Source organism: Denitrovibrio acetiphilus DSM 12809 (assembly GCF_000025725.1).
Classification (GTDB): domain Bacteria; phylum Chrysiogenota; class Deferribacteres; order Deferribacterales; family Geovibrionaceae; genus Denitrovibrio; species Denitrovibrio acetiphilus.
Genome location: NC_013943.1, coordinates 328,866 through 341,303 on the forward strand (window position 1 = coordinate 328,866; position 12,438 = coordinate 341,303).

The 12,438-nt window shown below is 44.0% G+C and carries 12 protein-coding genes; 5 read left to right on the forward strand and 7 right to left on the reverse strand.

Features of this window, described 5'->3' with window-relative positions; translation table 11 throughout:
- Positions 1 to 114 precede the first annotated feature (114 nt).
- From glyQ to DACET_RS01590, 4 genes are all read right to left on the reverse strand, one after another.
- Entirely contained in the window at positions 115 to 987 is an 873-nt protein-coding gene (gene glyQ, locus DACET_RS01575) for a glycine--tRNA ligase subunit alpha (RefSeq protein WP_013009660.1), read from the reverse strand.
- A gap of 126 nt (positions 988 to 1,113) precedes the next feature.
- Complete coding sequence (locus tag DACET_RS01580; RefSeq protein ID WP_013009661.1) at positions 1,114 to 2,325, reverse strand: argininosuccinate synthase; 1,212 nt, start codon at positions 2,323 to 2,325, stop codon at positions 1,114 to 1,116.
- A gap of 60 nt (positions 2,326 to 2,385) precedes the next feature.
- Positions 2,386 to 3,306 carry an ornithine carbamoyltransferase gene (argF, locus tag DACET_RS01585; RefSeq protein WP_013009662.1) on the reverse strand — a complete coding sequence of 307 codons (921 nt, stop codon included), beginning with the start codon at positions 3,304 to 3,306 and terminating at the stop codon, positions 2,386 to 2,388.
- A 3-nt stretch (positions 3,307 to 3,309) separates the two neighbouring features.
- Positions 3,310 to 4,479 carry an aspartate aminotransferase family protein gene (locus DACET_RS01590; RefSeq protein ID WP_013009663.1) on the reverse strand — a complete coding sequence of 390 codons (1,170 nt, stop codon included), beginning with the start codon at positions 4,477 to 4,479 and terminating at the stop codon, positions 3,310 to 3,312.
- 262 nt (positions 4,480 to 4,741) lie between these two features.
- Here DACET_RS01590 and DACET_RS16185 point away from each other — a divergent pair, with 262 nt between their 5' ends.
- On the forward strand, positions 4,742 to 4,891 hold the full coding sequence (locus tag DACET_RS16185; RefSeq protein WP_013009664.1) for a hypothetical protein: 150 nt from the start codon (positions 4,742 to 4,744) through the stop codon (positions 4,889 to 4,891).
- Positions 4,891 to 5,625 carry a lipoprotein intramolecular transacylase Lit gene (locus DACET_RS01595; RefSeq protein ID WP_013009665.1) on the forward strand — a complete coding sequence of 245 codons (735 nt, stop codon included), beginning with the start codon at positions 4,891 to 4,893 and terminating at the stop codon, positions 5,623 to 5,625. Before DACET_RS16185 ends, DACET_RS01595 begins: the two co-directional genes overlap by 1 nt.
- Here the strand turns inward: DACET_RS01595 and DACET_RS01600 are convergent.
- From DACET_RS01600 to DACET_RS01610, 3 genes are read right to left on the reverse strand one after another with little or no spacing between them, the layout of a single operon-like run.
- Positions 5,609 to 6,490, reverse strand: a complete 882-nt coding sequence (locus DACET_RS01600; protein WP_013009666.1) for a lysophospholipid acyltransferase family protein — start codon at positions 6,488 to 6,490, stop codon at positions 5,609 to 5,611. The two genes, DACET_RS01595 and DACET_RS01600, sit on opposite strands and share 17 nt — an antisense overlap.
- Positions 6,474 to 7,697: a 3-deoxy-D-manno-octulosonic acid transferase gene (locus DACET_RS01605; RefSeq protein WP_013009667.1), complete on the reverse strand. Its 1,224-nt coding sequence runs from the start codon at positions 7,695 to 7,697 to the stop codon at positions 6,474 to 6,476. The genes DACET_RS01600 and DACET_RS01605 overlap by 17 nt, the downstream gene beginning before the upstream one ends.
- Positions 7,672 to 8,295 (reverse strand): lysophospholipid acyltransferase family protein, encoded by a 624-nt coding sequence (locus DACET_RS01610; RefSeq protein ID WP_013009668.1) that lies wholly within the window; start codon positions 8,293 to 8,295, stop codon positions 7,672 to 7,674. The genes DACET_RS01605 and DACET_RS01610 overlap by 26 nt, the downstream gene beginning before the upstream one ends.
- Before the next feature lie 179 nt (positions 8,296 to 8,474).
- Between DACET_RS01610 and hslV the strand changes: the two genes are divergently transcribed.
- From hslV to DACET_RS01625, 3 genes are all read left to right on the forward strand, one after another.
- Positions 8,475 to 9,011, forward strand: coding sequence for an ATP-dependent protease subunit HslV (gene hslV, locus DACET_RS01615; RefSeq protein ID WP_013009669.1), 537 nt, complete (start codon positions 8,475 to 8,477; stop codon positions 9,009 to 9,011).
- Positions 9,012 to 9,019: 8 nt separating this feature from the next.
- The gene (gene hslU, locus DACET_RS01620) at positions 9,020 to 10,339 is read left to right on the forward strand and encodes an ATP-dependent protease ATPase subunit HslU (protein WP_013009670.1); all 1,320 of its coding nucleotides are present in this window, start codon (positions 9,020 to 9,022) and stop codon (positions 10,337 to 10,339) included.
- 65 nt (positions 10,340 to 10,404) lie between these two features.
- A complete protein-coding gene (locus tag DACET_RS01625; protein ID WP_013009671.1) occupies positions 10,405 to 12,030 on the forward strand; it encodes a hypothetical protein in 1,626 nt (541 codons plus the stop codon).
- The last annotated feature ends 408 nt before the right edge of the window (positions 12,031 to 12,438 follow it).

Consider the following 12,438-nt stretch of genomic DNA (forward strand, 5'->3'; position numbering starts at 1 on the left):
GCTGGCTTTGATTTAGAAAAGCCCCTCAAATGAAGGGCTTTTTATCCATAGTAAGTGACCAAAGGGAACGCAAGAAAAGTTCTCTGTATCTGGTCACGCTTTTGTGTTTTAGTGCTACTTCTTAATTAGAGGGAAGCCGAGTTCCTCTCTGTGTTTGAGATAATTTTCAGCACACATTTTTGCAAGATTGCGCACCCTTACAATATATCCTGTACGTTCGGTGACAGAAATTGCATTTCTGGCATCCAGCAGGTTGAAAGAGTGGCTGCATTTCAGGCAATAGTCATAAGCAGGAAGGGGGAGCCCCTTTTCATTTATGCTGATACATTCTTTTTCATACATTTCGAATAGTTTGAAAAGCATTTCGGTATCTGCATATTCAAAGTTATATCCGGAATGCTGAACTTCATTTTCATGAAAGATGTCGCCGTATGTTATTCCTGTGGCGTTGTATGTCAGGTCATATACCGACTCCACACCTTGCAGGAACATAGCAATTCTTTCAAGACCATAGGTTATTTCGCCGGAGACAGGCTTAAGGTCGATGCCTCCTGCCTGCTGAAAGTAAGTGAACTGAGTTATTTCCATACCGTCCAGCCAGACTTCCCAGCCAAGCCCCCATGCGCCAAGGGTTGGCGACTCCCAGTCGTCTTCTACAAATCTTATGTCATGGTCTTTAGGGTCAACCCCCAGAGTTTTCAGAGACTCAAGGTAGAGCTCCTGAATGTTATCCGGTGACGGTTTCAGAATAACCTGATATTGGTTAAAGTTCTGAAGTCTGTTAGGGTTCTCACCGTAGCGTCCGTCTGTGGGTCTTCTGCTTGGTTCCACATAGGCAACATTCCAAGGCTCGGGACCTAGACAGCGCAGAAAAGTGGCAGGGTTGAATGTACCTGCACCAACCTCGATGTCGTAAGGCTGATAGATTACGCATCCCCTCTCAGCCCAGAATTGGTGAAGTTTCAGTATCACGTCCTGAAAGTGCATATATAAAATCTCCTGTTACAGCCACTGCATGGTTTTCAGAGAAGCACCGTTTGCTTTAAGGCAGGATACTCTACTAAATACCTGTTGCTGTGACAATGAATTATAATTTAGCTGTGCTGGTAGGCACTATTTTTTAGCTCTCTTCGCGTGTGCTTTAAGCGGAAGAGCATGAAGCTTGATGAATCCGGCTGCGTCAGTCTGATCGTAAGCTCCCTCATCATCTTCCATGGAAACTACTTTTTCATCGTAAAGTGAGTATTGTGACTCACGTCCGATACATGTGATGTTCCCTTTGTAAAGCTCAAGGCTTACTTTACCGCTGACAAATTCCTGAGTTTTTTCAAGGAGTGCCATCATAGCGTCCATCTCAGGACAGTACCAGTATCCATTGTAAACCTGAGTTGCAAACCTAGGCATAAGTGTTTCTTTCAGGTTTATAGTCCCGCCGTCCAGAGTGAGTGCTTCAAGGTCACGGTGTGCAGCGTAAAGTATTGTGCCCCCTGGGGTTTCATATACGCCACGGGATTTCATCCCGACATATCTGCTTTCAACCATGTCCACACGCCCAACACCGTGTTTTCCGCCCAGTTTGTTCAGAGCACGAAGCATGTTTGCAGGGGAGAGGCTTTCACCGTTAAGCTTGACTGCCTCGCCTTTGCTGAATTCAAGCTCGATTATCTCAGCTTCGTCAGGTGCGTCTTTCGGGTCTGTTGTGTATTCGAACATCTCTTTCGGAGGTCTCAGTGCAGGGTCTTCCAGTACGCCAGCTTCAAAGCTGATATGCAGAAGGTTGTCGTCACTGCTCCAAGGCTGCTGGACTGTCGCCTTTACAGGGATTCCGTGTTCATGTGCGAAGTCCATAGCTTCCTTACGTCCTTTGATTTTCTCGAAGAACTCAGGGATACGCCATGGGACGATTGTTTTTAAAGCAGGGTCAAGGCTTGCGGCAGACAGTTCGAAGCGAACCTGATCGTTACCTTTGCCGGTTGCGCCGTGTGCGAGGAATTTCGCACCGGTTTTATGAGCGACTTCCACCATCCCCTTTGTGATGATAGGACGTGCAAGAGATGTACCGAGGTAGTAGCGTCCTTCGTAAAGGGCGTTGAATTTAACAGCAGGGTACACGAAATCTTTAACAAATTCTTCCTGAAGGTCGAGAGCGTAGAAATCAACTGCTCCTGACTGCATAGCTTTTTCACGGATAGCTTCAACGTCCGGAAGCTGACCGAGGTCTGCAACATATGCTACAACGTCATAGCCTTTAAGCTGGAGCCATTTCAGTATTACTGATGTGTCCAGACCGCCTGAATATGCGAGAACTACTTTATCTTTTGCCATTTTTGTTTCTCCTTATCGAGAGTGTTGTTAGATGTCTTATTACCAGTGAGGTATATTTGTTCAGCTGCCCATAACTTTGAGCATGACTGCTTTTTGTGCATGAAGTCTGTTTTCCGCTTCGTCCCAGACGATGGATATATCGGATTCATAAACATCTTCTGTTACTTCAAGCCCCATATATGCCGGCAGGCAGTGCATAAATAAAGTTTTTCTGCCTGTGGCTTCCATAAGTTTTTTATTAACCTGATATCCTGCGAATATCTTTTTGCGCTCTTCCTTTTCTGATTCCTGCCCCATGCTTGCCCATACGTCAGTATAGATTATGTCGGCGTTTTTTACAGCGTCAAAGGGATCACGGCAGAGCTCAATTTTAGCACCTGTCTGTTTTGCTGCTTCCACTGCTGATTTAACAACGGCAGGGTCGCACTCGTAGTTTTCAGGTGATGCAACAGAAATGTCCATGCCGAATTTCGCCGCCCCGTAAAGCCAGCTCTGCGCCATATTGTTTCCGTCGCCTATATAAGCTACTTTTACATCGAAAGTGTTCATGTGTTCATAAATAGTCTGAACATCTGCCATCACCTGACATGGGTGAAAGTCGTCAGTGAGACCGTTTATTACCGGAACATCGGCATTTTCCGCGAGCTCTTCTATTATATCATGACCTTTTGTTCTTATCATGATGCCGTCGACGAACCTTGACAATGTGCGTGCAGTGTCTTTCACAGTTTCGCCTCTGCCGAGCTGGATGTCATCAGAGCTGAGATAGAGCGCATGTCCGCCCAGCTCATACATGCCCACCTCGAAGGATACGCGTGTTCTTGTTGACGGCTTTTCGAATATCATTGCAAGCTTTTTGCCTGCAAGATGATGATGCGTAATACCATTTTTATTTTCAGCTTTCAGCCTGATAGCTGTCTGGATCATACTTTTCAGCTCGTCAGTGCTCCAGTCTTTAAGTGTAAGGAAATCTCTCTTCATTTATTAACCTCCAAGCCCGAGATCTGTTGCGGTCTTGCTTATAAGTTCAAGTCCGGCGTCCAGATCTTCCTGAGATATTGTGAGCGGAGGGTATATCCGCACAACATCGTGACCAGCGGGAACAAGCAGAAGTTTGTTCTCAATAGCTTTATTTATAAATTCTTTCTGTCTGCCCGGTATTTTGGCTCCGAGCATCATGCCCATACCCAGCACAGTGACATCTGTACCTTCGAATATGTTTTCCAGCGCCTCTTTCATGTATGCGCCCTTTTCGTTCACTTCTTCAAGGAAGCCGTCGGCGTTCATAACATCAAAAACGGCGAGAGCCGCAGCACATGCGAGAAAATTACCGCCGAATGTTGTGCCGTGGGTGCCTGGCGTCATGTATTTTGCGAATTCCGGCTTTGCGATCATCGCCCCCATAGGGACACCGTTTGCTATCCCTTTTGCGAGTGTTATCACGTCAGGCTCTATACCGAACTGTTCATACGCAAAGTAACTTCCTGTACGGCAGAAACCAGTCTGTATCTCGTCAAGGATGAGCATCACGCCCTCTTTACGGCAGAAGTCTGCACATTGTGCAAGGTATTTCTTATTAAGAGCGCAGAGACCGCCTTCACCTTGTATCAGCTCCAGCATGAATGCTGCAACGTCCCCTTTGTCAACTTCGCGCTTTAGAGCATCGAAGTCGTTAGCGGGGATGTGGGTGAAAAAGTCAGCCACAGGCTCAAAGCCTTTCTTTATCTTGTCCTGTCCGGTAGCGGACAGTGTCATGTATGAACGTCCGTGGAAAGAGTTTTCCAGAGTTATTACTCTCAGTCTCTTTCCTTCAAAGTGAGTGTTGCCGTAAATTCGTGCAAGCTTAAGCGCTGCTTCGTTTGCCTCCATACCGGAGTTGCAGAAGAAGACGTCTCCTCCGAAGGATCGTCGGCTGAGTTTATCCGCAAGTCGCTCCTGAACAGGAATGTTGTAAAGGTTTGAAGTGTGGATAAGCGTGCCTGCCTGTGTGCAGATGGACTCTGTCACCGCGGGGTGAGAGTGACCAAGGTTGACAACAGATATGCCGCTTCCAAAGTCGAAATAAATTTCGCCTTTGTCATCAGTGAGTCTGCACCCTTCTCCTTTAACAAAAGAGAGCGGGTAGCGTGCGTAGTTTTTAAATATCGCGGACATATACCACCTTAATGAATTTAATGCTCTGTCAGCAGCCATATTCAGCAGTAAAAAGAAGAGTCTCAGACCAGCGGGGAGAGGTTCTTCATCTGTACATAAAATGACATACATTATGAGAGCCGGGAAATTAATATTAAAAGCACATTCCTCTTCTTAGTTCAAGGATTTTCTAGTGTCACGATGTTTTTAATAAGAAATATAAAGAGCATCTTGGGGCTTTCAAAATGGATGATTTTGATATAAGCTTTTATAAGGAGTATTTATGAGCTTAATGAGTACCACTGCTGTTGACAGATACAGGGCTGCCCACGACTACTTCGGCTCTGCCGGATTTGACCTGAAAAAGGCAATAGTTGTCGGGGTTCTGCTGTGCTTCATTTTGTTTCTGATATATTACGCAGTTAAAAAATAATGATAAATACAGTTAGACGTCTTATCCCAAACTTTATTTTGCTGATTACACTGATCTATTTTGCGCTATTTGCCGGGTGGTACGTGTGCTATTCCAATTATTTCTTTTTCCCTGTGGTGTACGAACTGGAAGACATACATGGACACGTTCTCGAATATGCTCCACAGAACAGACGCGGGCGTGCTGATTTCGTATATGTAAGCCCTGCTTATCATCTGCGGATATTCGGTGAGATGCTCCACGCTGTCGAACACGGCGGGGAAGGGCTGGCACAGATCAGTTATCCTGCCGGGAGAGGTAAAAAAAAGTTTCTGACGGGAGCGGAGCAGACTCATCTTCAGGATGTCGCGAACCTTCTTACCGCAATACGTTCGGTATGGTATTTGATGCTCGCAGGTTTTGCAGCGTCAGTTGTTTTTATGTCGTATAAAAAGATACGCCCTTACAGTATGCGAACTATCAGCTTAGGTACCGTTGTCTGCGGCGGAGTTTTATATGTGTTTTTATCAGTTTTCGGATTTGAAAAGATATTCTACCGTTTGCATGAGCTTGTATTCCCCGCAGGTCATAAGTGGTTTTTTTACTATCAGGACTCACTGATGAGCACAATGCTGAAAGCTCCTGACAGCTTTGCCGACATGGGGCTGATTATGGGTGCTGTTTCTCTCGGGTTGTTTATTGTTGTTTATAAGCTGATCCAGTTTGGCATGAACGGATTTATTTGTAAAAATTAGTCGCCTTGAATCTTCCTTCTGCATCGGTGGTTTTTTTGAATCTTTTATGTATAAGATACCACTGCTCCGGGTGTTCTCTGATTATCTCTTCATAAACCTTATTAATACGCAGTGCGAGGTCATGGGCTCTCTCTTTAGGTTTGAGTGCTTTGTCGGGGTACATCAGAGGATAGGTTATCAGCTTAAACCCTTTCTGCTCCCTCAGTATGAATGCCGGAAGTATGGGGTAGTTTCTGCGAACAGCAAGAAGGGGGACGCCCTTTATGAATGTGGTATTAATCCCGAAGAAGGGGACAGCAAAGCAGTCACGGCTGGTTGCGCTGTGGTCTAAAAAGACTCCTATCGACTCCCCTTTGTCCATGTATCTCTTTATCGATTCAGTCGCATTTCTATGGTAAATGACGCTGACGATAGAGTTTTTGCGTTGTTCTCTTATGAATTCGTCAACTTTGGGGTCTTTTAGCTTTCTGCCGACTACTGCGCCCTTTAACCCAAGCTTTTCAGTCATAACATAGGAGCCGACTTCCCACCCGCCGAAGTGGGCGGAAACCATAAAGCACGCAAGGTTTTCAGGCTTTTCACCCCGGTGTTCAACGCTTACCATCTTTTCAAGGAATGCGCTGTCGATATTTTTAGTATAGAAAGATTCTATGTATGAACAAAATGTATGTTTAAAAGAAGATTTGACGATTCTTTTACGGTCTTTCTCCGGTATGCCTATGATCTCACAGTTTTTATAAGCAACTTTTCTGCGGTCTTGAAGTATGTAGTACATGGCAGAACCGGTTGTCCGCCCTATGAACTCAAGCGTGTTGAAAGGCAGTCTGCTCAGCAGTGAGTAAAGTATTCTAAGAGTTATATACACTGGTCAGAACCTCTTTCAGGTGCATCAGTTTTCTCTCTCTGTCGGTATCAAGTGCCTGGAAAAAGCTTTTGAAGTTTTTCCCGCATTCCGGGCTGTCTATGAACTCAGCAAGTTCGTCCTCATTCTTTACTGTGCAGGTGACTCTGTGGTCGGAGGCAAGGCTTGATATCTCCTGAAAGTTTCTCATGTTTGGTCCTGTCGCCACACATTTTTCAAACTGGAGTGCTTCGAAGATGTTGTGTCCGCCTGTGTGGTTTAGCGACCCGCCGATAAAAATTTTGTCCGATGTGATGTAAAGCTCTTCTAATGTGCCGAATCTGTCAACTATAACAACATCAGTGGATCCGTCTCTGTCTGCAAGCATGCTTACGGTAAGTCCTTTGCTGATTACCAGACTGCGGATATCCTCTATTCTGTTTATGTGTCTGGGAGCGATGATCAGTCTGTCGCAGCTTTTGGATTTTTTGAATGCGTTGATAACAATTTCCTCTTCGCCTCTGTGTGTGCTTGCTGCGGCAAAGACGCTATGATTCTTTATATAGTTGAATATGCCGCTGTCGATGATTTCGGCACGGGAGTTAAATTTGATATTTCCGAGTGTGACTATGTTGTTCGGACTGCCTTTAATCCTGCTGAATTTTTCAGTGTCCTCGTCGCTTTTGGTGAAGATAACTTCAAACCGTTTCAGCAGGCTGCCGAAGAGAAAGCTGAACCTTTTGTAACTTCTGAATGACTTGTCGGACATTCTTCCGTTGAGAAGGAAGAGGCGGCTCTTTCTGGATGCCATCCGGATCATATTCGGCCAGAGTTCTGTGTCTATTATAAAAACTGCTTTAACGTTCATATAGTCTATAATGTGTGAGATTGACATAGAATTTTCAATAGGGAGCAGAAAGGCGAAATAAGGGTCAAGCTCAGCCATAGCCATTTTTTTGCCTGTTGCTGTGGTTGTGCTGATCATTATCTTAATATCGGGAAATTCTTTGTTTATAAAATCCATAGCCGATTTAAGGCTCCGGACTTCTCCTACGCTGGCACAGTGAAACCAGATGCACTTTGCAGGCGGTTCAGGGAACTTTATTACCCCGTATCTCTGAAAGTAGTCTTCATCTTCTTTTTTTTTGAAAGCCACGATATACCCCAAAGGTACGGCGATGGGCACTATGATGGCTATGAGGAGATTATATAATATCTTTAGAATAAACACGTGTGAGCTCCATAATATTTTTCTGCACTTCGGCTAGCTCCTGTTCAACAGTTTCTTTATCTACAGATTCGCTTATTTGTATCGGTTTAAGCAGATGAAGGTCAACCTTTGCGAATGGTTTCGGGAGTATGAAATTGTCCCAGCTGTTGAAACGGAAAAAGCTTTTGCAGTTGCAAAGGACAGGGACAAGTATGCAGTCGGCTTTCTTTGCGAGATAGAGAGCCCCCGGCTTTGCCTGATACTTAGGACCTTTAGGACCGTCCACAGCCATGGCTGCATGGTAGCCTTTGTTCATATGCTCAAGCATCTCTATCAGCCCTGCACTTGCTCCTTTGGAAGATGAGGCTCTGACAACAACATGTCCGAAGCTTTCCACGACAGGAGCGAGGATATCTCCATCTTTACTGCGTGAAATCATGCTGGCAAACCTGTATATTCCGCTCTGCCCCAGAGAGAGAGCCAGCTGGTTGTGCCAGCAGAAGAATACAATTCGCTTCCCCTCTTTCGTGAGCTTCGTGACAGCTTCGTCAGTGTGCAGATTATGTCTGAAGGTTGATAAATAGAGTTTTAATATCAACCGTATCAGAAAGCCTTTCATTATATATTAATTCCGCCGGATTTTTTAATATCATTGTGATAATTTTATAACAATGCCCGAGACACAGCTTTCTACAATATCTTATTATTAAAAGTGATGCAAATATAAATGATATATAATGACCTAATGTGAATACACCTAATTTTTATGTTGCACGTATGTCGTGTTGAGTGGTAAAAATGCCGGATATGATGAAAGGTACAACTGTCGTCGCAGTTAAAAAAGACGGAAAAACAGCAATAGGTGCTGACGGGCAGGTCACTTTCGGTAATACCGTGCTGAAGCACAACGCAAAGAAAGTGAGAAAGGTTTATAACAATAAAGTAGTGTGCGGTTTTGCGGGTTCCACTGCGGATGCCTTTACCCTTATGGAGAGGTTCGAAGCTAAGCTGGAACAACACGGCGGGCAGCTTCTCAGGGCTGCTGTTGAGCTTGCTAAAGACTGGAGAACAGACAGGTATCTGCGTAAGCTTGAAGCGATGATGATTGTTGCTGATGCCGAAGAGTTGTATATCATGACAGGGAACGGAGATGTTGTTGAACCGCAGAATGGTGTTGCAGCTATCGGTTCCGGTGGTCCATATGCTCAGGCTGCGGCAATTGCAATGGCAGAGAATACCGAACTTTCCCCGTCAGAAATTGTCGATAAAGCGCTGCATATTGCGGCAAATATCTGCATTTATACAAACGACAATATAATAGTAGAGGAGATATAAAGTCTTAGATGGAAGAATATACCCCAAAAAAGATAGTAGACGAACTGGACAAATACGTTGTGGGACAGAAAAACGCTAAGAAAGCTGTCGCTGTCGCCATGAGAAACAGATACAGAAGACTTCAGCTTCCTAAAAGCCTCCAGGACGAAATTTCACCAAAAAATATAATTCTGATAGGACCGACTGGTGTTGGTAAGACAGAGGTGGCGAGGAGGCTGGCGAAACTTTCCAGATCACCTTTTATAAAAGTGGAAGCTAGCAAGTATACCGAAGTGGGCTATGTCGGACGTGATGTTGAGAGCATGGTTCGCGACCTTGTGGAGATTTCTGTAAGCCTTGTACGTGAAGAGAAGAAGGCAAGCGTTATAGATAAAGCTAAAATCAATACTAAAGAGAGACTTCTTGATCTGCTGCTCCCTCCTACAACCGGATACGCCGAACAAGACAGTGGAACCAGAGAGAAGCTTCGTGTTAAGCTCGAAGCGGGAGAGCTGGATGAGCGCACGGTAGAAGTTGAGGTTGACGACAGTCCGCCGCAGGTTGAAGTATTTACCAATATGGGCATAGAGGACATGGGCTCCGGTCTGTCGGACATGATGAAAAACATGTTCCCTTCAAAAAAACGCAAAAGAAAAATGAAAATCTCAGAGGCGAAGCCGATCCTCGAACAGCAGGAGACAAACCGCCTGATAGACATGGACGATGTAAAAGATATTGCAACGGAAAGAGTGGAGCAGAGCGGTATTATCTTTCTGGATGAGATAGACAAGATATGTGTTTCGAACTCTTCCGGTACAAAAGGCGGAGATGTTTCCAGAGAAGGTGTTCAGCGGGATCTTCTGCCTATTGTGGAAGGCTCCACAGTTAATACAAAATACGGGATGGTTCGCACGGATCATATACTCTTTATTGCTGCCGGTGCTTTCCATATAGCGAAACCTACGGATCTTATCCCTGAGCTTCAGGGGCGTTTCCCTATCAGGGTCGAGCTTGAAAGCCTCACAGCAGAAGAGTTTGTGCGGATATTAAAAGAACCTGAAAACTCTCTAACCAGACAATACACAGCACTTCTGGGGGCGGACGGTGTTGAGCTCTCTTTTACAGATGACGGGATATGCCGTATTGCAGAGATGGCTGATGAACTGAACAAAACCCTTGAGAATATAGGCGCAAGAAGGCTCCACACGATAGTTGAAAAACTTCTTGAAGAAGTTTCATATGAAGCACCTGAAGTCGAAAGCAAAGGTGTGGTTGTTGATGCTGCCTATGTTGACGAACATCTTAAAGACATTGTGGAAGACAGAGATCTCAGCAGGTATGTTCTTTAATTATTAATATATAAGAACGCCTGACGTCCTTCGGCTATGAAAAGTAATTGAAACTGGAGATATATATGAAAAAGATTCTTTTTTTGATGCTGGTGCTCATCCCCGCCGTAGCTTTTGCCCGTTTTGAGAAGCTTACAGCGGATATCGATGACATGTTTTCGCGCTTCACCGGTTATGTGGTGAGTGTTGAGGACAACGACATCATCACAGACCTCGGGCTTGATAAAGGCGTTTTCCCGGGGATGGAACTTAAAATATTCCGTAAGAGCGAACCTATAATACATCCCGTGACAAAGCAGGTGCTTGGTAATAAAAAGATCTATGTCGGCGATCTTGTGATAAAGTCTGTTTATGGTAAGTATTCAGAAGCTAAATCTGATCAGCTTAACAGAGCTGTGAAGCCCGGTGATATCATAGCGATGAATCCTCCTGTGGAAGTAGCTGTGGAAACTGAGAATATACCTGTACGGCTTAAACTCCTGCTTAAAGAAGAGTTGGGGCGGGTTAGCAACATTCTTATTAAAGACAGCGCACCCCTTGTTCTGACTTTTTCTCAAAAGGAAGAGGGCGGTATAGGCTATACGGTAACGGAGAAGAAGAGCGGTACTCTTGTTTACTCAAGATATTTTTCAGATCAGGATCTTGGTCAGGGCGGCGGCTCTATGGCGACTAAGGACATTTTATACAGTGATGCAATAGACGAAACATATAAGTCTATGGCTGTGGGGCACGCAAAAAACGATAAGAATATATATATCGCAGCAGCAACGAAGAAGAGGATCGACCTCTATGAATTTACCGGGACAGGGTTTATACCAGCCGGAAGTGTGGATAAAGAATTTGATAATATACAAAATATAGAGCTGGCAGATCTTGACGGCGACAGTGTGGATGAACTTTTTGTTACCGAGGTCAGGCATGAGTCCACTGTCCGATCTTCCATCTATGAGTATGACCGTGGTTCTTTTAAAGAGCTTGAAAGTGACATGCAGTACATATTTCGCACAGTTTTTGTTAAAGGAAACAAAGAGATAGTAGCACAGAAGCTTGCTGTTGACGGCAGTTCCATAGGGATGGTGCACAAGTTTCTATATGTCAAAGACAGATATGAGAGGGGGGGCGCAGTTTCTAAAAGCCCTTCTATCGGCATATACGGCTTTGGTTATTCAGATATTAACGGAGACGGAACCAGCGAAGTTTTCCACATTGACGACAATTATAGACTGAACGTATATAACGATTCCAATGTTGAGTATACTTCAGTGCAGCAGTTCGGGCAGACACCTTATTATTTTATCCTTGCTAACGAAGTTAAGAACGAGACTAATTCAAGCATTATGGAAAGTAAGAATGACGGTGATAATGACCCTTTTGTTTATGAGAAGCTAAAGAAATATATCAAAGGACGTGTTTTCGTTAATTCTGATAATAATGTGTATGTTGTTCAGAATGAACAGAAATATAAGATGCTGGCAAGTACTAAGATTTTTGAATCGTCTATGTTTGCAGTATATTCATGGGACGGTAGAAGGCTGCGCAGTATGTGGCAGTCCGAAGTTATGGAGCCAACAATCGTAGATTATTACATGTATGAGGAGTACGGCAGAACATATCTCTTTATGCTAAGGAATTTTAGTGACGGGCTTCTTAAAGGCGATAAATCTCAGCTTATATATATAGAAACTAAATAGACGTATATATTTGGCATGATAAATGCTTATCATATGCTTGACTGTTATTAAATTAGCCGCAATAACAGTGAGTAGTTGATAAAAGCTTTGCGAACACTTTACATAATTTATCTAAAGTATTTGTATATAAAGGCGATAATCAGATAGGGCTTAGGCTGTTTGACATTGGTAATTAAAGAAGTACGCTTATCAGATGCAGAGACGGACTGTTAACAAAAGTATACAGTGTATCTGGCAGGATTCATATAAGTGTATGTCATAAAGAATAAAAAAAAATCGTTTTGATGTTGACAGAGGCTGTATGCCGTGATAGCATTTTAACGATTATATGTATGCAGTAGACTGTATACACGAATTTAGAAACAAAGGTAAAACCTTTAAAATGTAAAAACCTACAGGAGGAAAAGA